At 74.5% G+C, this 23,485-nt stretch carries 27 protein-coding genes; 16 read left to right on the top strand and 11 right to left on the bottom strand.

Features of this window, described 5'->3' with window-relative positions; translation table 11 throughout:
- Window positions 1-5: 5 nt before the first annotated feature.
- The 4 genes from Q3W68_RS18645 to Q3W68_RS18630 are packed head-to-tail and all read right to left on the bottom strand — an operon-like array spanning window position 6 to window position 2,138.
- Window positions 6-290: a hypothetical protein gene (locus Q3W68_RS18645; protein WP_302906637.1), complete on the bottom strand. Its 285-nt coding sequence runs from the start codon at window positions 288-290 to the stop codon at window positions 6-8.
- Between the two features lie 3 nt (window positions 291-293).
- On the bottom strand, window positions 294-1,373 hold the full coding sequence (locus Q3W68_RS18640; protein ID WP_302906636.1) for a WXG100 family type VII secretion target: 1,080 nt from the start codon (window positions 1,371-1,373) through the stop codon (window positions 294-296).
- Between the two features lie 56 nt (window positions 1,374-1,429).
- The gene (locus tag Q3W68_RS18635; protein WP_302906635.1) at window positions 1,430-1,750 is read right to left on the bottom strand and encodes a type VII secretion target; all 321 of its coding nucleotides are present in this window, start codon (window positions 1,748-1,750) and stop codon (window positions 1,430-1,432) included.
- Complete coding sequence (locus Q3W68_RS18630) at window positions 1,737-2,138, bottom strand: YbaB/EbfC family DNA-binding protein (RefSeq protein ID WP_302906634.1); 402 nt, start codon at window positions 2,136-2,138, stop codon at window positions 1,737-1,739. Before Q3W68_RS18630 ends, Q3W68_RS18635 begins: the two co-directional genes overlap by 14 nt.
- Before the next feature lie 165 nt (window positions 2,139-2,303).
- On the opposite strand from Q3W68_RS18630, the gene Q3W68_RS18625 reads away from it, so the two are divergent.
- Genes Q3W68_RS18625 through Q3W68_RS18605 form a run of 5 tightly spaced genes read left to right on the top strand, consistent with a single transcriptional unit; the run spans window position 2,304 to window position 4,867 of the window.
- A complete protein-coding gene (locus tag Q3W68_RS18625) occupies window positions 2,304-3,131 on the top strand; it encodes a hypothetical protein (protein WP_302906633.1) in 828 nt (275 codons plus the stop codon).
- A gap of 19 nt (window positions 3,132-3,150) precedes the next feature.
- Window positions 3,151-3,477, top strand: a complete 327-nt coding sequence (locus Q3W68_RS18620) for a hypothetical protein (RefSeq protein WP_091427010.1) — start codon at window positions 3,151-3,153, stop codon at window positions 3,475-3,477.
- Window position 3,478: 1 nt separating this feature from the next.
- Window positions 3,479-3,973: a hypothetical protein gene (locus tag Q3W68_RS18615; RefSeq protein WP_194802461.1), complete on the top strand. Its 495-nt coding sequence runs from the start codon at window positions 3,479-3,481 to the stop codon at window positions 3,971-3,973.
- A 28-nt stretch (window positions 3,974-4,001) separates the two neighbouring features.
- Window positions 4,002-4,451 (top strand): EndoU domain-containing protein, encoded by a 450-nt coding sequence (locus tag Q3W68_RS18610; RefSeq protein ID WP_139135500.1) that lies wholly within the window; start codon window positions 4,002-4,004, stop codon window positions 4,449-4,451.
- Window positions 4,452-4,453: 2 nt separating this feature from the next.
- Window positions 4,454-4,867 (top strand): hypothetical protein, encoded by a 414-nt coding sequence (locus tag Q3W68_RS18605; RefSeq protein ID WP_302906632.1) that lies wholly within the window; start codon window positions 4,454-4,456, stop codon window positions 4,865-4,867.
- 6 nt (window positions 4,868-4,873) lie between these two features.
- On the opposite strand, the gene Q3W68_RS18600 is transcribed toward Q3W68_RS18605, so the two are convergent.
- Both Q3W68_RS18600 and Q3W68_RS18595 read right to left on the bottom strand, forming a co-directional pair.
- A complete protein-coding gene (locus Q3W68_RS18600; RefSeq protein WP_302906631.1) occupies window positions 4,874-6,241 on the bottom strand; it encodes a pyridoxal-dependent decarboxylase in 1,368 nt (455 codons plus the stop codon).
- Between the two features lie 41 nt (window positions 6,242-6,282).
- Window positions 6,283-8,250, bottom strand: coding sequence for a BTAD domain-containing putative transcriptional regulator (locus tag Q3W68_RS18595; protein WP_302906630.1), 1,968 nt, complete (start codon window positions 8,248-8,250; stop codon window positions 6,283-6,285).
- 101 nt (window positions 8,251-8,351) lie between these two features.
- On the opposite strand from Q3W68_RS18595, the gene Q3W68_RS18590 reads away from it, so the two are divergent.
- The 3 genes from Q3W68_RS18590 to Q3W68_RS18580 all read left to right on the top strand — a co-directional run bounded on the left by Q3W68_RS18590 (window position 8,352) and on the right by Q3W68_RS18580 (window position 11,132).
- Complete coding sequence (locus Q3W68_RS18590) at window positions 8,352-9,230, top strand: alpha/beta fold hydrolase (RefSeq protein WP_302906629.1); 879 nt, start codon at window positions 8,352-8,354, stop codon at window positions 9,228-9,230.
- A gap of 121 nt (window positions 9,231-9,351) precedes the next feature.
- Window positions 9,352-10,326 carry an ATP-binding cassette domain-containing protein gene (locus tag Q3W68_RS18585; protein WP_302906628.1) on the top strand — a complete coding sequence of 325 codons (975 nt, stop codon included), beginning with the start codon at window positions 9,352-9,354 and terminating at the stop codon, window positions 10,324-10,326.
- Window positions 10,323-11,132 carry an ABC transporter permease gene (locus tag Q3W68_RS18580; RefSeq protein ID WP_302906627.1) on the top strand — a complete coding sequence of 270 codons (810 nt, stop codon included), beginning with the start codon at window positions 10,323-10,325 and terminating at the stop codon, window positions 11,130-11,132. The genes Q3W68_RS18585 and Q3W68_RS18580 overlap by 4 nt, the downstream gene beginning before the upstream one ends.
- Window positions 11,133-11,174: 42 nt before the next feature.
- On the opposite strand, the gene helR is transcribed toward Q3W68_RS18580, so the two are convergent.
- The gene (helR, locus tag Q3W68_RS18575; protein WP_302906626.1) at window positions 11,175-13,346 is read right to left on the bottom strand and encodes an RNA polymerase recycling motor ATPase HelR; all 2,172 of its coding nucleotides are present in this window, start codon (window positions 13,344-13,346) and stop codon (window positions 11,175-11,177) included.
- A gap of 223 nt (window positions 13,347-13,569) precedes the next feature.
- On the opposite strand from helR, the gene Q3W68_RS18570 reads away from it, so the two are divergent.
- The 4 genes from Q3W68_RS18570 (at window position 13,570) to Q3W68_RS18555 (ending at window position 16,457) form a co-directional block, all read left to right on the top strand.
- On the top strand, window positions 13,570-14,361 hold the full coding sequence (locus tag Q3W68_RS18570) for a TetR/AcrR family transcriptional regulator (RefSeq protein WP_302906625.1): 792 nt from the start codon (window positions 13,570-13,572) through the stop codon (window positions 14,359-14,361).
- 108 nt (window positions 14,362-14,469) lie between these two features.
- Window positions 14,470-14,616 carry a hypothetical protein gene (locus Q3W68_RS18565; protein WP_162959099.1) on the top strand — a complete coding sequence of 49 codons (147 nt, stop codon included), beginning with the start codon at window positions 14,470-14,472 and terminating at the stop codon, window positions 14,614-14,616.
- Window positions 14,616-15,890, top strand: a complete 1,275-nt coding sequence (locus tag Q3W68_RS18560) for a YeiH family protein (RefSeq protein WP_302906624.1) — start codon at window positions 14,616-14,618, stop codon at window positions 15,888-15,890. Before Q3W68_RS18565 ends, Q3W68_RS18560 begins: the two co-directional genes overlap by 1 nt.
- Window positions 15,891-15,923: 33 nt before the next feature.
- Window positions 15,924-16,457: a flavin reductase family protein gene (locus Q3W68_RS18555; RefSeq protein WP_302906623.1), complete on the top strand. Its 534-nt coding sequence runs from the start codon at window positions 15,924-15,926 to the stop codon at window positions 16,455-16,457.
- Window positions 16,458-16,505: 48 nt separating this feature from the next.
- Here Q3W68_RS18555 and Q3W68_RS18550 read toward each other — a convergent pair whose 3' ends face one another.
- Entirely contained in the window at window positions 16,506-17,516 is a 1,011-nt protein-coding gene (locus Q3W68_RS18550; protein ID WP_302906622.1) for a YafY family protein, read from the bottom strand.
- 85 nt (window positions 17,517-17,601) lie between these two features.
- Between Q3W68_RS18550 and Q3W68_RS18545 the strand changes: the two genes are divergently transcribed.
- Together Q3W68_RS18545 and Q3W68_RS18540 are read left to right on the top strand one after the other, a co-directional pair.
- Complete coding sequence (locus tag Q3W68_RS18545) at window positions 17,602-18,180, top strand: DinB family protein (protein ID WP_302906621.1); 579 nt, start codon at window positions 17,602-17,604, stop codon at window positions 18,178-18,180.
- Window positions 18,181-18,200: 20 nt separating this feature from the next.
- Window positions 18,201-19,292 (top strand): winged helix DNA-binding domain-containing protein, encoded by a 1,092-nt coding sequence (locus tag Q3W68_RS18540; RefSeq protein WP_302906620.1) that lies wholly within the window; start codon window positions 18,201-18,203, stop codon window positions 19,290-19,292.
- 14 nt (window positions 19,293-19,306) lie between these two features.
- On the opposite strand, the gene Q3W68_RS18535 is transcribed toward Q3W68_RS18540, so the two are convergent.
- The gene (locus tag Q3W68_RS18535) at window positions 19,307-20,515 is read right to left on the bottom strand and encodes a MalY/PatB family protein (protein WP_302906619.1); all 1,209 of its coding nucleotides are present in this window, start codon (window positions 20,513-20,515) and stop codon (window positions 19,307-19,309) included.
- Window positions 20,516-20,548: 33 nt separating this feature from the next.
- Here Q3W68_RS18535 and Q3W68_RS18530 point away from each other — a divergent pair, with 33 nt between their 5' ends.
- A complete protein-coding gene (locus Q3W68_RS18530; protein WP_302906618.1) occupies window positions 20,549-20,839 on the top strand; it encodes a GNAT family N-acetyltransferase in 291 nt (96 codons plus the stop codon).
- Window positions 20,836-21,012 carry a GNAT family N-acetyltransferase gene (locus Q3W68_RS18525; protein ID WP_302906617.1) on the top strand — a complete coding sequence of 59 codons (177 nt, stop codon included), beginning with the start codon at window positions 20,836-20,838 and terminating at the stop codon, window positions 21,010-21,012. The genes Q3W68_RS18530 and Q3W68_RS18525 overlap by 4 nt, the downstream gene beginning before the upstream one ends.
- Before the next feature lie 6 nt (window positions 21,013-21,018).
- Here Q3W68_RS18525 and Q3W68_RS18520 read toward each other — a convergent pair whose 3' ends face one another.
- Entirely contained in the window at window positions 21,019-21,840 is an 822-nt protein-coding gene (locus Q3W68_RS18520; RefSeq protein ID WP_302906616.1) for an MOSC domain-containing protein, read from the bottom strand.
- A 10-nt stretch (window positions 21,841-21,850) separates the two neighbouring features.
- Complete coding sequence (locus tag Q3W68_RS18515; RefSeq protein ID WP_302906615.1) at window positions 21,851-23,479, bottom strand: isovaleryl-CoA dehydrogenase; 1,629 nt, start codon at window positions 23,477-23,479, stop codon at window positions 21,851-21,853.
- Between the last annotated feature and the right edge of the window lie 6 nt (window positions 23,480-23,485).

Here is a 23,485-nt window from a genome sequence, read left to right as displayed (position 1 = left end):
TTCAGCTACGTCACCAGGCGGTAGTTGGGGATACCTCTGGTGCGCTCCTCGATCGGTGCGGCGGTGGACAGGGCTGTCACTCCGGCGGGAACCGGAGCCCGCGAGACGTGGATGCCCTCCAGGCAGGTGTCGCACCAGAACGAGACGTAGCCGTACCCGGCGCCGGGCGGCGCGGTGAACACCATGCGCAGGGTCCGGTGACCGCAGTTCGGGCACTGGTGGTCGGACTCGGCCGGCAGCATGCGGTAGACGACCTCGTACGCGTCCAGCCACTCGTCGAATGAAGCCACCAGCTACTCCTCCGGTCTGACCGGGTGGTTTCCCCACCACTGGTCCTCGTGTGCATAGGCACGATCCTCGAATGCGATCGCTTCGTCACGGTTTCGGGGATACGGACGCCCTGCGCGGAGTTCCTCCACGTGGAACCGCTCATGCGCGAGCGTACGGGCGAGGTCCTCCTCGCTGTGGAAGGCGTTCCGGCAGAGCATGACCGACTGGTCAGCCCTGGTCACTCCGTGAATGCCCGACCGTCCCTTGTCGATCGCGAACCGGATGTCGGAGGTCTCGATGCCGTACTTCGCGGCGATCTGCTGCACCGATTCCATGGTCATCGGCATGCGGGGTCCGCGTCCTCTGCCTCGTACCCGATTCAGGTTTCCCGCTTCGGGCTCGGCCGCTCGCAAGCGGCGCAGCGCCTCCTTCAGCCTCTCGATCAGGTCGCCGAGCCGCCGCACTTCCGGCATCAGCCGCCGCAGACTCGCCAGCAACCCCCGCAACAACCGGGCGATCCGCGCCGCCCACGCCGCCACGGTCGTCGTCACCTGCTCCACCACCAGCGGCGTCGCCAGCCCGGCCGTGGCGACCAGTTCGGCCGCGTACACGATCAGGCGGGACACGCAGGCGGCGATGGCGTCGCGGACCAGCAGCCGCACGGCCGCGACCAGTCCGGCGGCGCCCTCGGTGATCGCTGCCATCGCCTCGGCGCCTTGCGCCAGCCCGGTGACGGCCTGCTGCTGCTCGCTGGCCCAGCGGCGGTAGCCGGTGGCGGCGGCGCCGGTCCAGCCGGTGACCTCGGTGCGTACGGCGTGGGCCAGCTCGGCGGCGTCGTCGCGCAGCGACGCGGCGACGTTGCGCCAGGTCTGCGCGTGCGCGGTGATCTCGGCGGGGTCGCCGGCGAGCCAGTCGAGAGCCTCGCTGAGCGGCTTGACGTGTTCGATGAGCCAGGCGATGCCGTACTGGAGGAGGACCCCGGCCGGGTCGGACACGAGGGCGAGCGCGTCGAGGCCGGCGCTGACGACGCCGAGGCTGCCGTCGATCCAGCTGCCGGTGCGTACGCCCTGTGCGATGAGTTCGATGTCCTCGCAGATCCACACGCCGGCCCAGGGGCTCGGTCCGGTGTCCGCCGCGGCGGCGACCAGCGGGTTCGTGGTCACCGCCGCTGCCGTACCCGGTCGAGCAGGTCCGCGGCGCGCGCGTCGGAGGCGCGGTAGCGCTCGGCGCTGGACCGCAGCTTCCCGGCGGTGTCCCGCACCGAGGCGGCGGCGGTGCCGATGCCGTCGGTCAGGGTCCGTTGGAGGCCGTCGAGCAGGACCGGCATGATCGCGCAGAGCTGCCCGTACGCGTCGGCGCTGAGCCGGACGTGCTGCCCGGCCTGCCGGGCGGTGTCGATGCTGTCGGCGCAGCGCCCGAGGTGGGCGGCGTGCGCGGTCAGGTCGTCCGGGTCGACCTGGAGGCCGTCACCGCCGGGCATCCGGCGTGCCCGGGTCGGGGCCGAGCCGTCGCTGGTGGGACTCCACGATCGCTCGCGCGGCCGGGTCGTCCACGCCGAGGGCGTCGGTGGTCGCCTCGGTGAGCCGCCGCAGCAGGTCGGTCCGCGCGTCCCGGGTAACCGTCAGGAGCTGCCGGGCGGTGTGTGCGGTGGAGTGCTGCCGGACGCGTTCGTCCAGCCACAGCCCGGTGAGCAGGCCGGACGCGTCGACGGTGACCTCGATCAACCCGTCGGCGGTGCGGGCGGTGCCGGTGAGCGCCTGTGTGCGGGCGGACAGGTCGCGAGCGCGTGCCGCCCGGTCGGCCAGCGACGACTCCCATTCGTCGAGCCGTCGTGCCGCCGCGTCCAACGCGGCCTCGTCCGCCCACATGACGTCCCTCCCCAGAGGACTGCGGTGACCGACACGGTAGCAACCAGTCGCGCTGCGTGTGGGCCCCGTGACGGCGCGGTGGTGACCGATCTCCCCTTGTGGAGGGACATCCGGGCGTGCCGGGCGTTGCTAGGGTCTGGTTGACCGTGACGGGGAGGCAACGGGATGACACAGGACGCCGCGGCCGACGACTACGCCATGCGCGTCTCCGGCTACCGTGAGGAACTGGCGGCCCTGCGCGCCGGCGGGCATCCCGCCGGCGACGTCACCGCCGAGGCGCAGGGCCGCGCCGCCGACGGCCAGGTCGAGGTGACGGCGGAGGACGGGCGGCTGCGTTCCGTCGAGCTGGCGGCGCCGTTGATGCGGCTGTCCGAGGACGAGCTGGGCCGCCTGGTCGAGCACGCGGTGAACGACGCGTTGACCGCGTCCCGCAGCAGCCTGGCGAGCGGCGAACCGGTGGCCGACCTGTCCGCGCTGACCGGGAGCCTCGGGGCGGTCCTCGCCGAGAGCGAGTCGGCGATGCGCCGTCTCCAGGGCGCGATCGCCGATGCCGTCGCCACGGCCGGTCCGGCGACCGGGCTCGGCGGGGAGATCCCGGCGAACGGGCCGGCGGATCTCCTTCACCAGGTCATGGACGTGCTGGGCACGGCAACCGGCGGGACGCTGTCCGGCGGCGGTGAGGACGAGCGGTGGAGCGGATCCGACGACGCCGGGACCGTACGCGCCGAGGTCGACCGCGACGCTCGGCTTACCCGGCTGGAGGTCGCCCGCCCACCCCGCCGGCTCAGCTCGGCGGAGCTCGGCGAGTCGGTGGTGGTCGCGGTCAACCGCGCGCTGGAGCAGATTCCCCGGGCCGCGGCGCCGCAGGGGATCGGCTCGGCCGCGCTCGACGGGCGGCTGCGCGAGTTGCAGGAGGCCAGCATCCGCCAGATGTCCGCGCTCACCGGCGCGCTGACCGGCGTGATGCAGTCCATCCGGGAGCCGGGACGATGACCGACGGAGGGGAGCGCTGATGGCTCGCGAGATCGAGATCGATCCCGAGTCGATCATCGGTGCGGGTGACGACATCGTCGCCTCGGCGCAGCGTATGCGTGCCGCACTGTCCGCGTTCGACGCCGAGCTGGCGGCCTTCGGCACGCCGTGGGGCAACGACGACCTGGGCTCGCTCATCGGCATGGTGTACGAGACGATCCGCGACCTGGCGCTGGAGAGCTACGACGCGAACCTCGTCGAGATCGAGGACATCGGGAAGCTGAGCCGGGTGATGGGCCTCAACTATCAGGAGACCGAACGCATGATCACCGAGAGTCTCGGCCGTTTCCGTGAGGTGCTCGGCTGACATGGGAATGACTCTGCCCGGAGAACTGGTGTCCCTGCTCGGCATGCTCGGCTACACCTGGCCGGAGGCCGACGAGACGAAGCTGCTGGAGATGGGCCAGGCGTGGCTCGCCTTCCCGGACCGGCTCCGGACTCCGGTGGCCGACGCCGACCGGTCGGCGCAGCAGATGTGGACCCAGAACCGCGACGACGCCATCGAACGTTTCCAGACGAGTTGGCAGGCGGCCGACTCGGCGAAGACCAACCTGGACGACGGGGCCTCCGCGGCGGCGCTGATCGGGACCGGGCTGATGGTGTGCGCCGGGATCGTCCTGGCGTTGAAGATCAACGTGATCGTGCAGCTGACGCTCCTGGCCATCCAGATCGCGCAGGCGGTCGCCACGGCGGTGGTCACCTTCGGTGCCTCACTGCTGGAGATCCCGATCTTCAAGCTCATCACCGGTGTCCTCATCGACCAGTTGCTGAACATGGCCACCGAAGCGGTGCTCGGTGGGTAGGCGGGGAAAGGCCGGTCTCTTCACGCCGGTGGAGAAGTGGCTCCGGGCCCGGATGCGGCACCGCCGCTACGCGCACATCTTCCGCGGTCACGTGAACACCAACGCCACTCCGCCCCGGGGCACCGGCTTCCACCACCGGTTCATGGGGGAGAACCCGCCGGGTGCCCGGGTCCGGGTCGACGCGGACGGCCGCGAGATGATCCTCGAACGGCACGCCGACGGCACGTACCGCGCCCGCGTCGACGTGCAGGACGACGGCGGTGTCTGGCGCCAGAAGCGCGGTTCGAGCACCTTCTTCCCGGACAACTGGACGCCGCAGCGGGTCGACGAGACGATCGAGGGCGCGTTCCGGTCCGGCGGCCCGCACCCGGACGACCCGAACAAATGGCAGGGGAGGGCGAACGGGCTGCTCGTCGAGGGCTTCTACAATCCCGGTGGCACGACGTGGTACTCGGCTTGGCCGGTGGGGGGACGCTAGCTGTGGGTGACATCCAGTTCGGGCGCAATCAGTTCGGCGCGCCCACCATGACCGGCGGTGACGCGCGTTTCCGCCCCTTCGCCTCCCAGCTCGTCAGCGACATCCAGACGTACGCCCCGGACTGCCTCGAACTGCTGCAGTGCATCGACGACGTGATGTCCGGGCGCTCGGACTACGAGGAGTACGAGGGCAACTCGGCCGTGGTGCGCTGCACGCCGACCGGCGTCCGCGTGGACAGCCTCGGACCGGTGCCGTCGGGGGCGTCGTACACGGTCGACGAGGCCCGCACGGTGATCCTCGCGTACTTCGACTTCCTCGCCCCCTCGCCCGAGGAGAAGAAGCGCCACCTCGCCACCTGGGAGCGGGAGCACGGCGGTCCGTTCCCCGGGCGGCAACTGCTGCGTCTGCCCGGCTGACGCCGCTCAGCGGACCAGCCGGGCGATCGCCGCCACGGACCGGTCCACGTCGGCTTCCGTGGTGGTCGCGTTCGACACCGAGATCCGCATCAGCCGCCGTCCCCGCCACGTCGTCCCACCGGCCCAGCACGTCCCGTCGGCCTGCACCGCCGCCACCACCCGGTCGGTGCGCGCGTCGTCGCCGAACCCGACCAGCACCTGGTTGAGCACCACGTCGTTCACCACCTCGAACCCGGCCGCGGCCAGCCCTTCGGCGAACCGCCGGGCCAGCGCGCAGCACCGCTCGACCAGCGCGCCGACGCCGTCGCGGCCCAGCTCCCGCAGGCCCGCCCAGACCGCGAAACCACGGGCGCGGCGGGAGGACTCCGCGGTCAGGTCCGCGCCCGCGGGCACCCCGCCGGAACCCACGAGGTACGCGGCCGTGTACGACATGGCCGCCGCGTGCACGTCGGGCCGGGCGCAGAACGCGAACGCGGTGTCGTACGGCAGGTTCAGCCACTTGTGCCCGTCGCAGGCCCACGAGTCGGCCGCCTCCAGCCCGTCCACCAGGTGCCGGGTGGCCGGACTGGCGGCCGCCCACAGCCCGAACGCGCCGTCCACGTGCGCCCAGCCGCCGTACCGGTGGACCAGGTCGCAGGCGCGGCGCAGGTCGTCGCACGCGCCGGTGTTCACGTTGCCCGCCTGCAGGCAGACGATCGTCGGTCCGGGACCGGCGTCGCGCAGCGCCGCTTCCAGCGCGTGCGGGTCGATGGCGCCCTGCGGGCCGGTCGGCACCGGGCGCAGCGCGTCGGTGCCGAGGCCGAGCAGGCGCAGCGACCTGTCGATGGTGGCGTGCCGTTCGGCGCCGGCGAACACGCGCACCGCCGGTGCGCCGGGCAGGCCGCGTCGTTCCACGTCCCAGCCGGCGTCGGCGAGCACCTGGTGGCGGGCGGCGGCGAGCCCCGCGGTGTTGGCGGCCTGCCCGCCGGTGACGAACCCGACGGATGCGGTGGCCGGGATGCGGAGCAGCTCCTTGAGCCAGGTGCCGGCGGCCGTCTCGGCGGCGACCGCGGCGGGGGAGGTGACGGCGTTGAACGCGTTCTGGTCCCACCCGGCGGCCAGCATGTCGGCGGCGGTGGCGGCGGGGGAGGCGCCGCCGATGACGAAGCCGAAGTAGCGCGGCCCGGCGGTGGCCACGAGTCCCGGTTCGGCAGCGGCCACCAGCTCCGCGAGCACCTGCTCGGGCGGGGTGGGCGCGTCCGGCAGCGGGCCGGCGAACGCCTTGTCCAGCGCGGCCTGGTCCACGGGTACGCCGACCGGCCGGTCCGGCAGCGACAGCCGGTAGTCGGCCGCGTGGTCGGCGGCGCGCCGGAACAGGTGCCTCAGCTCGTCCATCGCCGCACCCTAGCCGAGGGCGCGCGTCATCCGAGCCGCCCTCATGAACCGTCCCGCCCGCCGGTCACGCCGAGCGCGGTGTCGAGGCGGTCCAGGTGCGCGGCGACCGGCCCGACGGTGAGCAGGCCGCTACCGGCCCCGGCCAGCTCGTGCGCCGCCGGGGCGAGCGCGGACCGGGCCCGCAGCATCGCGTCCCGGTCGCCGAGCGCCACGGCGGCGTGGCCGGTCAGGCACCACAGGGCTTCCATGAGCAGGTCACGCGGCGGCGCCGGGGTGCGGCGCAACGCCTTGGCGGCCTCCTCGCGGCGGCCGTCGGCGAGCAGGAGCAGCGGGCGGGCCCAGGGCGCGTACGGGCCCCAGTCGGTGCCGACGGGGAAGACGGCGGGCCGGTCGTGCCACACCCGCAGGCAGAGCAGCGCCAGCGGCAGCAGCCCGCGTTCCACGCCCGGCATCCCACAGCCGGCCAGCGCGGTCGCCCAAGACAGGTACGCCGCCTCCGCCTCCGGGTACGCGGCACCGCTGGCGGCGGTCCGCATGGCCCGGTAGCCGCCGGTGAACACGCCGACGAGCGGGCTCTCGTGCCGGGCGGCGAGCCGGTCCGCCGCCTCGGCGTGCCCGTCGGCGGCGGTGAAGTCGGCCAGTGCGCTGCGCGCCTGCACCCGGATCAGGTGCCCGAGGATCTCGGCGGTGGCCAGGCCGTGCCGGGCCGCGAGCGCGACCAGTTCCGCGCCGATCGCGTCGCGTCGCGCGGCGAGCCCGGCCCGCTGGAACGTCTGCATGTACACGCCGTTGAGGGCCTGGGCCAGCAGCGCCGGGTCGGCCACCCGCCGGGCGATCGCCTCGGCCTCCCGAGCCGCCTCGGCGGGGCCGGGCGACGCCGTACCGCGGGACTCGATGGCGACGGTGGCCAGCAGCCGGGCGCGCGTCGCCTCCGGCGCCTCCGGGCCCAGCCCTGCGAGCGCCCGCTCCGCCGCCGCGACGACCCGGGCCGCCTGCGCCGGGTCGTCCGAGCGGGTCCAGATCGCGGGTACGTCGTACCCGCCGATCACCCGCGCGGTGAACTCCGGGTCGCCCAGATGCTCGGCCGCGGTGATGGCGGCCTCGCGCTGGTCACGGGCGGCCTCCAGTCCGCCCGGCCCGGTCACGGCGAGGCTGCGCAGCATCCCGACTGTCGACTCCAGCCGGGCCCGCGCCCCGGGCACCACGCTGCGTTCGTACGCCGCTGCGGTCTCCGCCCAGACCCGCGCCGGACCGGTCGGCTCGGGTTCGGCCTGGCGCAGCAGGTCGGTCTCCAGCCGCCGCAGCCGAGGTCCCGGGTCCAGGCCGAGCTGGTCGCGCAGCAGTTCCCGGGCCCGGCGCAGCACGGCGAGCGCGTCGGCCTGCCGCCCGGCCCGGTAGAGCGCCGACGCCAGCAGCGCCCACCCGTCCTCCCGCCACGGGTACGCCGCGACGTGCGCATCGAGATCCGGTACGGCGTCGGCGGCCCGGTCCAGCGCCAGCAGCGCCTCGGCCCGCCGCTCCACTGCGGTGAGCCGGATCTGGTCGAGCCGGGACCGTTCGGCGTGCGCCCACGGCTGGTCGAAGTCGGCGTACGCGGGCCCGCGCCACCAGCCCAGCGCCTCGTCGAGCCGGTCCAGCGCGGCGCGGGGCAGCACATCGGCGGTTGCGGTGACGGTGTCCTCGAACCGCCAGGCGTCGACGGTGTCCGGGTCGGCGCGCAGCGCGTACCCCGGTCCGTCGGTGACCAGCAGCCGGGCCGGCTCGCGTGGCGGACGGTGCGGTTCCAGGCGGCGGCGCAGCGCCGCGACGAACGTGCGGACCGCGCCCACCCCGCCGGCCGGCGGGTCGTCCCACAGGTCGTCGACGATCTGCCCGACCGGCACGGTCCGGCCCCGGGCGGCGACCAGCCGCGCCAGCACCGCGCGGTGCCGGGGGCCCTTCAGGTCGACCGGTTCACCCGCGTCGTCCCAGGCCGTGACCGGACCGAGCACACCGAAACCGACTGGCACCGACCCCTCCTCGACCCGGTGGTCACCGTATCGCGCTCATCGGTTGCTCATCCGGTGCCGCCACGCTGGACCGGTACGACGAGACGAAAGAGGGGTTCGAGATGAGCACCACCATCGCGGGATTCGACTACCAGCGCGTTCCGGTCGCCGAGGGCGTGACGCTGAACGTGGCAGTGGGTGGCTCCGGCAGCCCGGTCGTGCTGCTGCACGGCTTCCCGCAGACGCACCTGATGTGGCGGCACGTCGCCGCCGACCTGGCCGGCGAGCACACGGTGATCTGCCCCGACCTGCGCGGCTACGGCGCCAGCGACAAGCCGGCCGCCGCCACCGAGGACACGTACAGCAAGCGGACCATGGCCGCCGACGTGGTGGCGCTGGCCCGCGCGCTCGGGCACGAGCGGTTCGCGCTCGCCGGGCACGACCGCGGCGCCCTCGTGGCGGTCCGGGCCGGCCTGGACCACCCGGACGCGGTCACCCACCTGGCGTCGCTGGACGTGCTGCCCACCCTCGACATGTGGGACGTGCTGCACGGCGTGTCCGCGTCGGTGGCGTTCCACCTCTACCTGATGGCCCAGCCGCCCGGCCTGCCGGAGAAGATGATCGCGGGCAGCGCCGACGCGTTCTTCGGGCACTTCCTCGACGCCTGGGCCGGTGACCCGGCGGCCATGCCGGCCGAGGTGCGCGCCGAGTACCTGCGGGCCTCCCGGGAGGCGGTCGACTCGATCGTCGCCGACTACCGGGCTTCGGCCGGGATCGACGTGGCGCACGACCGGGCGGACCGGGACGCCGGGCGGCGGCTGGCCATGCCGGTCACCGTCATCCAGCAGGACTGGGGCTCGGCGCTCGGCTACGACGCGGCGGCGGTGTGGCGGGCCTGGGCCCCGGACCTGGAGCACCGCACCACCACGGCCGGGCACTTCATGGCCGAGGAGACGCCCGGCGAGATCAGCGGGGCGCTGCGCGCGCTGCTCAAGCGGTAGGCACAGCGGTCCGGGCGCGCGCCGCGCCCGGACCGTCCGCCTTCGTGGTGCCGATTCTCCTGGCGGACAACCTACCGTACGTTGTACGTTAGTGGCCGTCGTCAACGGAGGGGGCACAGTCGTGGAACACGCGATCCTCGCGGAGGGCCTGCGCAAGCGGTACGGGGACACCGCCGCGCTGGACGGATTCGACCTGGCGGTGCGACCGGGCACGGTCTGCGGGCTGCTCGGCCCGAACGGCGCGGGCAAGACCACAGCCGTACGCATCCTGGCCACGCTGCTGCGCTTCGACGCCGGGCGGGCCGAGGTCGCCGGCTTCGACGTGGCGGGGCAGGCCGACCGGGTGCGCCACAGCATCGGCCTGGTCGGGCAGCACCCGGCGGTGGACGAGGCACTGAGCGGCCGGGAGAACCTGGTCGTCTTCGGCCGCCTGTTCCACCTGGGCCGGGCCGGGGCGCGGCGGCGCGCCGACGAACTGCTCGACCGGTTCGGGCTCACCGACGCGGGCGGTCGGCCGGTACGGACGTACTCCGGTGGCATGCGCCGCCGCCTCGACCTGGCCGCCGGCATGATCCTCGCGCCGTCCGTGCTGTTCCTGGACGAGCCGACCACGGCGCTCGACCCGCGCGGGCGCAACGAGGTGTGGGAGGCCGTACGGGACCTGGTGCGCGCCGGCACCACGGTGCTGCTGACCACGCAGTACCTGGACGAGGCCGACCAGCTCGCCGACCGGGTCTGCGTGCTGGACGCCGGGCGGGTGATCGCCGAGGGCACCCCCGACGCGCTCAAGTCCCGCCTCGGCGGCGACCGGATCGACCTCGTCGTCCGCGACGCCGCCGACCTGGCCACTGCCGCCGGGCGGCTGCGCGCCGTCGCCGTGGCGGAGCCGGCTGTCGATCCGGACCGGCGGGCGGTCAGCGCGCAGGTCGGCGACCGGGCCGGCGCGCTGACCGAGGTGCTGCGCGCGCTGGACGCCGACGGCGTGACGGTGGCCGACGTGGCGCTGCGGCGACCCACACTCGACGAGGTGTTCCTCCAGCTCACCGGCGGGCCGTCCGCCGCCCGTTCCGGCGACACCCTGGAGGTGACCGCGTGACCGCGACAGTGACCCCTGCCCGGCGCCCGTCCCTGGCCGGTGACGGCCTGACGCTGACCGGGCGCGCGCTGGCGCACTGGCGGCGTGAGCCCGGCCCGCTGATCGGCTCGCTGGGCTTCGACATCCTGATGGTGCTGATGTTCGCGTACCTGTTCGGTGGCGCGCTGCAGGTGCCCGGCGGCGGCAGCTACCGCGAGTTCCTGATGCCCGGCATGTTCGCCATGACCATGGTCTTCGGCATCAGCATGACCACCATGGCGGTCTCGGCGGACCTGGACCGCGGCGTCACCGACCGGCTGCGGTCCATGCCGGTGTCCCGGCTGGCCCCGCTGCTCGGCCGCGCGGTCGCCGACCTGATGTTCGCGGTGGTGACGCTCGCCGTCATGCTGCTGGTCGGCCTTGCCGTCGGGTGGCGGGCGCGCGGCGACCTCGGAGACACGCTCGCCGCGCTCGGGCTGATCCTGCTGCTGCGGTTCGCGCTGGTCTGGGTGGGCGTCTTCCTCGGCCTGACGGTGAAGGGGCAGAGCGCGGTCACCGCCGTGCAGACGCTGGAGTTCCCGCTCGGATTCCTGTCCAGCGCGTTCGTGGCGCCGTCCACGATGCCCGCGTGGCTGGGCGCGGTAGCCGAGTGGAACCCGCTGTCCGCGACGGTCGGCGCCACCCGGGAGCTGTTCGGCAACCCCGGCTGGGGCGGCGACTCGTGGGTGGCGGCGCATCACCCGCTGCTGGCGGTGCTCTGGCCGCTGGTGCTGGTCGCGGTGTTCCTGCCGCTGTCGCTGCGCCGCTACCGGGCGCTGAGCCGCTGAGCCGGACCCCGGGGGCGGCCGTGCGCCGCCCCCGGGCACGGGTCACGGCCCGGTGAGCACGACCAGTTCGCCGGTGGCCCGGGTCATCGCGACGTACCGGTCCACCGCGCCGGAGATGCCGTCGCCGAACGACTCCGGGTCGACCAGCACCACCAGGTCGAACTCCAGCCCCTTCGCCAGCTCCGGGGTCAGCGAGCGGACCCGCTCCGAGGCCGGGAACGCCGGATCGCCGATGACGCACGCGACGCCCTCGTCGTGGGCGGCGAGCCAGCCGTCCACCACCGCGCGCAGTTCGGCGCGGACGCCGTACCGCACGGGGGCGCCGTCGCGGATGGACGTGGGCACGTTGGCGTCCGGGAGCACCGCCCGGATCACCGGCTCGGCCGCCGCCATCACCTGCGCCGGAGTGCGGTAGTTGACGGTCAGCGTCGCCACCTCGACGTGGTCGAACCCGGCCCGCGCCAGCCGCTGCGGCCACGACTCGGTGAACCCGTGCCGCGCCTGCGCCCGGTCACCGACCACAGTGAAGCTGCGCGACGGGCAGCGCGCCAGCAGCATCTGCCACTGCGCGTCGGTCAGCTCCTGCGCCTCGTCCACCACCACATGCGCGAACGGCCCGGCCAGCAGGTCCGGATCGGCTGCGCTCAGCGCGCTGGAGTCGACCAGGCTGGCCCGCATGTCCTCGCCGTACAGCATGGTCATCAGACCCTCGCCGTCGTCGTAGGCGTGCGACGCGATCAGCGCGTCGACCACTGTGTCCATCTCGGCGCGCTGCGCGGCCAGCACCGCCTCGTCGCGGCGCCGCCGCAGCGACGCCTCCGGATCGCCGACCCGCCGCCGGGCCGCGTCCAGCCACGGCAGGTCCGCCACCGTCCACGCCCGGGTGCCGGCCCGCCGCAGCGTACGGATCTCCTCGGCGCTCAGCCAGGGTGCGCACCGGCGCAGGTAGGCCGGCACCGACCACAGGTCGGCCACCACGTCGAGCGGGTCGAGCAGCGGCCACGCCCGGCCGAACGCGGTGACCAGTTCCCGGTCGCGCCCCAGCGCCCGGCGGACCTCCTCCTCCGGCTCGTCGCCGCGGTACTTCTCCACCAGGACCGTGAGGAGTTCCTCCCACACGTCGTCGCGGGCCTCGTTGTGCGGGACGCCCGGTCCGGCCGCCTCGAACGCCGTCGTCCAGTCGTCGGTGCTCAGCCGCAGCTCGGCGTCCCCGACACCGACAGTCATCCCGGCCGCGGGCGGCTCCTCGTAGAACCGGACCGCGGCGTCGACCACCTTCACCGGGTCCGCGGACGCCTTCAGCCGGGCCACCTCCGGGTCGGTCTCCGGTGCCGCGGCCGCGCCCTCGGGCACCAGGTCGGCGAGCGTGCAGATCTGCACGTCCTCCTCGCCCAGGCTGGGCAGCACGTCCGAGACGTAGTTCAGGTACGGCTGGTGCGGCCCGACCACGAGCACCCCGCCCCGGCGCTCACCCAGCCGCGGGTCGGCGTGCAGCAGGTACGCGGTGCGGTGCAACGCCACCACCGTCTTGCCGGTGCCGGGACCGCCGTCGACCACCAGCGCGCCCCGCGAACCGGCCCGGATGATCGCGTCCTGGTCGGCCTGGATGGTGCCGAGCACGTCGCGCATCCGCGCCGACCGGGTCGCGCCCAGGCTGGCGATGAACGCCGACTGGTCGTCCAGCGCGGCGTGCCCGGCCAGCCCGTCGGCGGTGAACACCTCGTCCCAGTAGTCGGTGATCCGCCCTCGGCTCCACCGGTACCGGCGGCGGCTGGCCAGACCCATCGGGTCGGCGTGGGTGGCGCCGAAGAACGGCTCGGCGGCGGGGGAGCGCCAGTCCAGCAGCAGCCGGCCGCCCGCGCCGTCGGTCAGGCCCAGCCGGCCCACGTACACCGGCTCGCCGCCGTCCGCGCCGACCATCCGGCCCAGGCACAGGTCCAGGCCGTACCGGCGCAGCGTACGAAGGCGCGCGCTCAGCCGCCGTACCTCCTGGTCCCGGTCGACCGCCTGCCGGCCCCGGCCGCCCGCGGCGCGGCGCGTCGCGTCGAGCCGGTCGGTCAGCTCGGCGATCGAGCGGTGCAGGCTGTCCGCGACGGCGGCGAAGTGCCGCTCGTCGGCGGCGATCAGGTGCGGGTCGGCCTTCGCCGACAGACGCTGGGGAAGATCGAAAACGCTCGTGGCAGGCAGGTTCAACTCGTCTCCGATCACGGGCACGGCCGAGCCTCCGCTCTTCGCGGCTCTTTCGAATGGCTCGGCAATGGGTTACGGCCGGCAATTGTGCGCCCTTGCCCGGGTCTTGCGGCAAGACCGGGGGTGCGCTATATGTTGGTAAGGGCGGGAGAACCCGCCATTCTTTTTGCCCGAACAATTCTCGGGCCGCCTTTTTCACGTCCCGCCGACGTCTGCCTACCGGCGCGGCCGGTAGGATGACGGCACCATGTCGAAGGAGCGCCGGCGCAAGGCCGATCCCGCCCGCAGCCTGGCCCTTCTGTGGCGTACCCGGGAACCGGCCAGCCGCGGCGCCGGCCCCGGTCTCAGCGTCGACCGGATCGTGCGCACCGCCATCGAGATCGCCGACGCCGAGGGCATCGACGCGCTCACCATGCGCCGGGTCAGCGAGGCGCTCGGTGTGGGCACCATGTCCGTCTACACGTACGTCCCGGGCAAGGCGGAACTGCTCGACGTCATGGTGGACACCGTCCTCGGTGACCTGCCGCGCCCGTCCGACGTGCCGGGTGGGTGGCGCGGCCGGCTGGAACGCATCGCCCGGGACAACCTCGCGCTCTACCGGGCCCACCCGTGGCTGCTGCGCGCCGAGACGACCCGGCCGGTGCTCGGCCCGAACGTGCTCGCCAAGTACGAGTACGAACTGCACGCGGTCGTGGACATCGGGCTCGACGACGTGGAGATGGACGCGGTTCTCACGCTCCTGCTGGGGCACGCGAAGAACGCGGCCCGGGGCGCACTGGACGTGGCCGAGCTGGAACGTGAGACCGGGATGACCGACGACCAGTGGTGGCAGACGCACGGGCCCTGGCTGGAGAAGTTCATGACCGCCGGCAGTTTCCCGCTCGCCGCGCGGGTCGGCACCGCGGCCGGGATGGCGCACGGCGGGGCGTACGGACCGGACCACGCCTTCGAGTTCGGTCTCCAGCGGGTGCTCGACGGCATCTCCGTGGTGGTGGCTGCCCGTGCCGCGGGTGAGTCGGAGCCCGGGAAGACCTTGTAATCCTACTAGTTAAGTAGGAAACTCTCCCCATCGATCGGCTCCGGCCGGTCGGTCACCCCTGGCCCCCGGCTGCCCTCCGTCGCCCGCGCGTACCCGTAGGAGCCCCTCATGAGCAATGCGCCCACGCCACCCGAACCGCCCACCGCAGGCACGTCCCGGCTCGCCTTCAGCGAGGACTGGGCCGCCACCGTCCTCGGCCTCGCGCTGCTGCTCCTGGTGCTGGCCGGCGCGATCCCCGCCGGGCTGGTGCCGTGATGGCCGGCGCCCCGGAACCCGCGGCCCACAGCACCGCCGGATCGGCCGGCGCCGGGCCGTCCGCAGCCTCCACCGCGCCTGCCCGGCCCGGCGCCGTTGACGCCCCGTCCACCGCCGCGCCCGCCTCGCCCGCCGCGACCTCAGTGGACCGGCCGGACGGTACGCCGTCGATCGCCCCGCCCCGGGCCGACCTGCGCTCCGGCGCGTTCTGGGCCTGGACCGGTCTGGGTCTGCTGGTGGTGCTCGGTCTCGCCGCGCTCACCCGGTACCTGGAACAGAACGTGCCGGTCTGGGCCGAGGGCAGCGCGGTCGAGGACGTGGCCGGCGCCGTCGAGTACCCGGTCTACGCGATCCTGCTCGGCCTGCTCGGCAACGTCGTGGTCACGGTGACCGGCCTGCGGGACCGGATCTCCGCCGCGTTCCGTACCGAGTTCTTCATCAAGACCGGCCTGGTGCTGCTCGGCGCCTCGATCAACCTCGCCGTCATCGGGAGCGCCGCCGGTCCCGCCATCGCCCAGGCGCTGCTGCTGATCAGCGGCGTGTTCCTGTTCACCTGGTGGCTGGCCGGGCGGTTCGGCCTGGACGAGAAGCTGCGGGCGCTGCTCGCCTCCGCGGTGTCGATCTGCGGAGTCAGCGCCGCGATCGCCGCCGCCGGCGCGGTCCGGGCACGCCGGGAACAGCTCGCGTACACGGCCAGCCTGGTCATCGCGTTCGCGCTGCCGTCGATCTTCCTGCTGCCCTGGCTGGCCGACGTGCTCGGCCTCTCCGACGCGGTCGCCGGCGCCTGGATCGGCGGCAACATCGACACCACCGCCGCCGTCACCGCGGCCGGCGCGCTCGCCGGTGAGGACGCGCTCCAGATCGCCAGCATCGTCAAGGTCACCCAGAACGCGCTGATGGGCGTGGTCGCGGTGGCGCTCACGGCGTACTTCGCGCTGCGGGTGGAGCGCCGCCCGGACGCCCCGCGCCCCGGGCTCGGTGAGCTGTGGCGCCGGTTCCCGAAGTTCGTCCTCGGCTTCGTCGCCGCCTCGGTGATCGCCACCTGGTACCTGGACGGGGCCGGCGCGGACGGCAAGGCCACCATGGCGATCGTGACCGACCTGCGCGTGTGGTTCCTCATCCTGGCCTTCGTCAGCATCGGCCTGGAGGTCCGCGTGTCGTCGCTGCGCGAGGCCGGCTGGCGGCCGGTGACCGTGTTCGCCGCCGCCACCGTGTTCAACCTGGTGCTGGCCCTCGGACTGGCGTCGGTGCTGTTCCACGGCTTCACGGTCTGACCGCCCCGCCCCCGTACACCTTGGAGGAACGCCGTGCCCGAGCCCGCCGACACCCCGGTCGACGCCGACGCCGACGCGCTGCGGACGCTGCTGCGGCACCAGGCCAGCACCGTCACGGTGGTCACCGCCGCCGGTCCGCCCGCGGCCGGGTTCACCGCCACCTCGTTCACCGCGGTGTCGCTGCGACCGCCGATCGTCTCGTTCTGCCTGGGCCTGGGCTCGTCGAGCTGGCCGGTGGTGTCCCGGGCCCGGCACGTCGGGGTGCACCTGCTCGGGCACGGCCAGCACGAGGTGGCCCGGAGGTTCGCCACCAGCGGGATCGACAGGTTCGCCGAGCCGACCCGCTGGCGGCCCGGCCCGGAAGGGGTGCCGGTCCTCGACGACACGCTGGCCTGGCTGCTGTGCCGGGTGGTGGACCGGGTGGTGGTCGGCGACCACGCCGTCGTGCTCGCCGAGCCGGAACTGCTGCGGCACGCCGACGTCGGGTCGCCGTTGCTCTACCACAGGGGGCGGTACGCGGGCCTCGCCGACACGACCGACCCCGGCGACCGCCGCTCCGCCGCCTGACACCCGGCCGGCGGCGACCGGACGGCGGGATACCGAAGGTCGGCGGCGCTACCGGGGGCCCGGCGCGTCCGGGTCTCCGGCAGCGGCGGCGTAGCGGCGGGCCAGGCGGGCGAACGCCTCCCGCAGCTCCGGCGGCCCGATCACCTCGATGTCGGCGTCGTAGCGGCCGAGCACGGCGGCCAGCCCGGGCCACGACCAGGCGCCCAGCACCAGCCGGCAGCGGTCCGGGCCCAGTTCCTCGACGATCCCGTCGCGGGTCCACCCCGACACCACGCGGGCGGGCAGGTCCAGGATCACCTCGCCGCGGCAGGGCCAGTCACCCGGCCCGGTGGCGCCCTTGAACCGGCCGGCGACGTACGCGGCCACGTCGCCGCCGGGCAGCTCGCGGGGCGTGAACCGGGGACCGGTGGGCGTACGCGGGCTGATCCGGTCGACCCGGAACGTGCGCCAGTCCTCGCGGTCGAGATCCCAGGCGACGAGGTACCAGCGCCCACCCCAGGTGACCAGGTGGTGCGGCTGCGCCCGGCGTGGCGGGGAGTTCGCGTCCGGTGGCGCGGCGGACACCGGCTCGTAGTCGAAGCGCAGCTCCTCGCGCGCGTGCACGGCGGCGCTCAACGTCATCAGCAGCGCCGGTTCCACCCGGTGCCGAGCGGGCGTGCCGGCGCGTTGCACGTCGACGACCCGCAGCGCGTCCACCCGGTGCCGCAGCCGCGCCGGCATCACCTGCCGCACCGTGGTCAGCGCCCGCGCGGCCGCCTCCTCGATGCCCGTCACGCCGCTGGCGGCGGTCTGCAACGCCACGGTGAGCGCTACCGCCTGCTCGTCGTCGAAGAGCAGCGGCGGCAGCGCGGAACCGGCGCCCAGCCGGTAGCCGCCGTCAGGCCCCTTGGCGCTCTCGATCGGGTAACCCAGCTCGCGCAGCCGGTCGACGTCGCGGCGCACGGTACGCGGGCTGACCCGCAGGCGTTCGGCGAGCAGCGATCCCGGCCAGTCCCGTCGCGCCTGCAACAGGGACAGCAGCGAGAGCAGTCGGGCGGAAGTCTTCGGCACGACACGCATTCTGCCGCGAGAAGAGGACACTTCCTGACCGCTGTGCCTGCGAGGGTGGACCCGTACCGATCAGGACTGGAAGGAACCGATGACGATGACCGGCACCACCACGACCCCCACCACTCTGGACGCCGAGCGGGCCGACCTGCTGGCCGAGCTGGCAGACGCCCGGAACATGCTGATCAACACGGTCCGCGGCCTGACCGACGAGCAGGCCGGGCAGAAGCCGACAGTCAGCGCGCTCTGCCTGGGTGGCCTGATCAAGCACGTCGCGTCCACCGAGGAGGCATGGCTGCGGTTCGTGGTCGAGGGCCCGTCGGCGATGTCCTTCGCCATGCCCGAGGGCGTCACCTGGGAGGACTTCATGTCCGGGCAGGCCCGCGAGCTGCCGCAGTGGGCGATCGAGCGGGAGCGGGACTTCCAGATGCTGCCCGAGGACACGCTGCCGGCGATCCTGGACCGGTACGCCCGCATCGCCGCGCGCACCGAGGAGATCGTCGCCGGCGTCGAGGACCTGTCGGCGACCTGGCCGGTGCCGGACGCGCCGTGGAGCGAGCCCGGTTCGGTCCGCAGCGTCCGGCGGGTGCTGATCCACGTCATCGCCGAGGCCACCCAGCACGCCGGGCACGCGGACATCCTGCGCGAGACCATCGACGGGCAGACCACCACCTGAGCGGGCTGGAGGCCACCGCGATGACAGTGCTCGACCAGCTGACGCTCAACCGGGCCACGCTCGCCCGGCAACTGCTGCTGGACCGCTCCGACCTGCCGGTGGCCGACGCCGTCACGCACCTGTGCGGGTTGCAGGCCCAGGAGCCGCAGGAGCCGTACGTCGGGCTCTGGTCACGGCTGCGGGCCTTCGACCCGGCGGTCCTGTCGGACCTGCTGGTGCGCCGCCGCGTGGTGCGTACCCACCTGATGCGCCGCACAGTGCACCTGCTCGCGGCCGGCGACGTGCTGGCCTGGCGGTCCCGGCACGACGCGATGCTGCGGCAGCGGGTGCTGGGCGTCTACCGCGGCGAGTTCGACGGGGTCGACCTCGGCGAACTCGCCGCGGCGGCCCGGGTGGTCATGGCCGACGGCGAGCCCCGCACGACCGCCGAGATCGTGGGGGCGCTCGCCGCGCGCTGGCCGGCGGCCGACCGGCGGGCGCTCGGCGAGATCGTGCTCGCGCTGGTCCCGGCCGTGCAGGCGCCGCCGCGCGGACTGTGGCGGACCGCCGCCGGCGTCCGTACCGTCGCTCTGGCCCGGTGGCTGGGCCGCGACGCCGACCCGCCCCGCGCGGACGGCGACGACCCGGCCGGGCGCGCGCTGGTGCGGCGCTACCTGGCCGCGTTCGGGCCGGCCGCGTCGGCCGACCTGCGCGCCTGGTGCGGCCTCGCCGGGCTGCCCGCGGCGGTGGCGGCGGTCCGCGACGACCTGGTGGCCTTCCGCGACGCGCGCGGCCGGACGCTGCTGGACCTGCCGGACGCGCCCCGGCCCGCCCCGGACACCCCCGCACCGGTGCGGTTCCTGCCCGCCTTCGACAACGCCGTGCTCGGCTACCACGACCGCAGCCGGATCATCGACGACGCCCACCGCAACCTCTCCGTGGCCGGGGCCCGGTTCGTGCTCGTCGACGGCCGGGTCGCCGCCACCTGGACGGTCGACGCGGGCGTCGTGGTGGTCAGCCCGCTGCGCGCGTTCACCCGCGCCGAGCGCACGGCCGCCGCCGAGGAGGGCGCCGCGCTGGCGTCGTTCCTGTCCGAGGGCGACGACCAGGGGGTACGCCTCGCCGCGAGCTGACCGTGGGCTGCCGGTCAGTCGCGTGCGGCGCGGCCCATCCGGGTGACCGCCTCGGTGAGCACGGCGGGGGAGGTGGCGAAGTTCAGCCGCACGAACCCGGTGCCACCGGTGCCGAAGACGTGCCCGGAGCTGAGCGCCACCCGCGCCCGGTCGAGGAACATCCGCGCCGGCCCGGCCAGGTCGCTCGCCACCCCCGGTCCGTCGCCCGCCTCGGTGGGTACGCCGAGACGCCGACAGTCCAGCCAGGCCAGGTACGTGCCCTCGGGCGGCCGCCACGACACAGTGGGCAGGTGTTCGCTCAGCAGCGACCCGAGCAGCGCCCGGTTCGCGTCCAGGCCGTCGAGCAGCCGGTCCAGCCACGGGCCGCCGGCCCGGAACGCGGCGGTGTGCGCGAGCACCCCGAGGTGACTGGGACCGTGGCTGACCTCCTCCGGCATCCGGGCCAGGTCGTCCGCCGCGTCCGGACCGGCGACCGCCAGCGCCGCCTTGAGCCCGGCCAGGTTCCACGCCTTCGACGCCGAGACCAGCGCGAACGCGTTCTGGGCGCCCGGCACCGTCAGGTACGGGGTGAACCGCGCGCCGGGCAGCGCCAGCGGCGAGTGGATCTCGTCGGCCACCACCCGTACGCCGTGCCGGGCGGCCAGCTCGGCGACGGTGGCCAGCTCGTCGGGCCGGTGCACCACACCGGTCGGGTTGTGCGGGTTGCAGAGCAGGAACGCCGGCCGGTCACCGGTCGCGCGGGCGCGCCGGAACGCCTCCTCCAGCGCGGCCGGGTCGAGTCGCAGGTCCGCGCCGAGCGGCGCCTCGATCACCTGCCGGTCGGCGTGCGTGACGAACGCGTAGAACGGCGGGTAGACCGGGGGAGTGACCACCACCGCGTCACCCGGGCCGGTGACCAGGCGCAGCACCTCGACCGTGCCCATCATCACGTCCGGCACCAGCGAGGTCCGGCCGACCGGGAAGTCGGCCCAGCCCCACCGCTGCGCGGCGAACCCGCCGACCGCCTCGGCGTACCCGGTGCCGTACGAGTAGCCGGTGTCGCCCAGCTCGACCGCCCGGCGCAGCGCCTCGGCCACCGGCGGCGCCAGCGGCACGTCCTGCTCGGCGACCCACAGCGGCAGCACGTCCGGCGGGTACAGCCGCCACTTCACGCTGGTGCGCTGCCGGAGCTGGTCGAGCGTGAGCCGGGTGAGCGGGTTGCCGTCGTCGGCGGAAACGACCATGCGCCCCACACTAGGTTCCCCTACCATCGCCCGGTGGCCCACCCCGCGTACCCGCTGCGCACGCCCCGGCTGCTGCTGCGCCCGGTCACCCTCGACGACCTCGACGACGTGCACGCCTGGCAGCGCCGCCCGGACGTGGTCCGCTGGATGGCCGGCGCCGCGCCGCGTACCCGGGCGGAGTCCCTGTCGTCGGTGACCGCGATGACCGGCGAGGACGCGCTGCGCGCGGAGGGCGACTGCCTGACGCTCGCCGTGGTGCGCGACGCGCGGGTGGTCGGCGCGGTCGAGCTGGTGTGGCGCAGCGCGGCGGACCGCACCGGGTGATCGCCCGATGCCACGCGGACAACGAGCCGTCGGCCCGCCTGATGGCCCGGCTCGGAATGCGTCGGGAGGCGCGGCACGTGCGCAGCTACCGGTTCCGGGACGGTTGGGCCGACCAGCTCGTCTACGCGGTCCTGGCCGACGAGTGGCGGCCCCGGGCGGTCACTGCGGGCTGACCACGCTCAGCCCGCGACGACCGGGTCGCCGACCCGGATCTCGCCAGTGGTCAGAGGGACCAGGCGGATGCCGAACCAGGTCTTCCCGTCGTGGCGCCGGTGCCGCGCCAGCGTGCGGATCGGCTCCTTCCCGCTGGCGAGGGTCTCCGGGTCGATCAGCGTCACCGAGCAGCGGTCGCAGCGTTCGGAGAACCGGAAGTCGACGGCGCCGATGCGCACACGCCTCCAGCCGTCCTCGGCGAACGGCTCCAGCGGCCCGTCCAGCACCACCGTCGGCCGGAATCGGGCCATCGCCAGCGGCTCCGGCGCGGGCTCGCCGCGTTCCAGCGCGCCCTCGACGATCCAGTCCCGCAGCCGTCGCAGCGACGGCACGGTGGCGACGAGCAGGGGTCCGGCGTCGGACAGGTTCAGCGGATCACCGGGCCCGCCGCCGTGCTCGGCCGACATCGGCCGGCGGCGCGGGTCGTCCAGCCAGGCCAGCCGCACGGGCCGGCCCAGCCGCGCGGAGAGCCAGTCGTGGGCCTCGGCGCCGGCGAGCCGGACCGTGTCCAGCCGGGACACGTCGGTGGCGACGGGCGGACCGTCGACCGGTTCGGCGACCGTGAGCGACGATCCGTCGCGGGCGGTGAGCGTGATCGATCCGGGACCGGGGGCGGCGGTCAGGCCGAGCAGCGCCGGCAGGGCGGTCGAGCCCAGTTTGCCGCCGTCGGGGCGCAGCACCAGCCAGCGGCGGTCGTGACGCAACCCCCACGGCTGGACGTCGGCCCGGTCGACGTCGACGCCGCCGAGGGACTTGACCGGGTACAGGTGGATCGAGGCGAGCCGCATCACCACATCCTCAGCCGATCTTCGGGGTGGCGCGGTCGATGATCGCGGCGAGGTCCAGCCCGCCCGGCAGCGTCCCGTACGCCTGGCCGTGGTCGCCGTCGAGCCGGGACGCGCAGAACGCGTCGGCGACCGCCGGGTGGCCGTGGCGCACCAGCAGCGCGCCCTGGAGCACCAGCGCCAGCCGCTCGACCACGCGCCGGGCGCGCAGCTCCAGGTCGGTGTGGTCGGCCAGCTCGTCGCGCACCCGGCGCACGGCGGCGTCCAGCCGGGCGTCCGCACCGGCCGCGGCGGCCACCTCCGCCTCGTACGCGGCGAGCACCTGCGGTTCCCGGGTGAGCGCGCGCAGCACGTCCAGCGCGGCGACGTTGCCGGAGCCCTCCCAGATCGAGTTCAGCGGCGACTCGCGGAACAGCCGGGGCATGCCGGACTCCTCGACGTAGCCGTTGCCGCCCAGGCACTCCAGCGCCTCGGCGGCGTGGCCGGGCCAGCGTTTGCACACCCAGTACTTGCCGACGGCCAGGGCGAGGCGCTTGAACGCGGTCTCGCCGTCGTCGCCGCGCGCCGACCGGTCGGTCGCGCCCGCGAGCCGGACCATCAGGACGGTGGCCGCCTCGGACTCGACGGCCAGGTCGGCCAGCACGTTGCGCATCAGCGGCTGGTCGGCCAGGTAGTCGCCGAACGCCCGCCGGTGGGTGGCGTGGTGCACGGCGGTGGTCACGCCGTGGCGCATCCCGGCCGCCGCGCCGATCACGCAGTCGAGCCGGGTCAGGTTGACCATGTCGATGATGGTGCGCACGCCCCGGCCCTCGTCGCCGACGCGCCAGGCCACCGCGTGCTCGTACTCGACCTCGGCGGAGGCGTTGGAGCGGTTGCCGAGCTTGTCCTTGAGCCGCATCAGCCGCATCGGGTTGCGGGTGCCGTCGGGCAGCACGCGGGGGACCAGGAAGCAGGTGAGGCCGCCGGGCGCCTGGGCGAGGGTGAGGAACAGGTCGCACATGGGCGCCGAGGTGAACCACTTGTGCCCGACGAGGCGGTAGCTGCCGTCCGGCTCGGGCTGGGCCGTGGTGGTGTTGGCGCGGACGTCCGAGCCGCCCTGCTTCTCGGTCATCGACATGCCGGCGAGCAGGCCGCGCTTGGTCTGCGGCGGGCGCAGCCCGAAGTCGTACTCGCGGGTGGCGAGCAGCGGCTCGTAGCGGGCGGCCAGGTTCGGGCTGTGCCGCAGCGCGGGCACCGCCGCGTAGGTCATCGAGATCGGGCAGCCGTGCCCGGCGTCGGGCCGCCACAGGTAGAAGCCGGCGGCGCGGGCCACGTGCGCGCCCGGCCGGTCGTCGGCCCACGGCGCGGCGTGCAGGCCGTGCCCGACGGCGGTACGCATCAGCTCGTGCCAGGACGGGTGGAACTCCACCTCGTCGATGCGGTGGCCGTACCGGTCGTGGGTGCGCAGCACCGGCGGGTGCTCGTTGGCGAGCCGCCCGTGTTCGGCGGCCTCCTCGCCACCGGCGAGCCGGCCCAGCTCGTGCAGCCCGGGCAGCGCCCAGCCCGCGCCCTCGCGGGTCACGCCGTCGCGCAGGGCCGGGTCGTCGGCGGTGTCGTGGCCGACCATCGGGGGTACCTGGTTGACGACATCGTGCGTGATCACGGCGGC

Origin of the sequence: Micromonospora sp. C28ISP2-4 (assembly GCF_030519385.1) — a bacterium.
Classification (GTDB): domain Bacteria; phylum Actinomycetota; class Actinomycetes; order Mycobacteriales; family Micromonosporaceae; genus Micromonospora; species Micromonospora tulbaghiae.
This window is presented reverse-complemented; position numbering and strand designations above follow the sequence as displayed.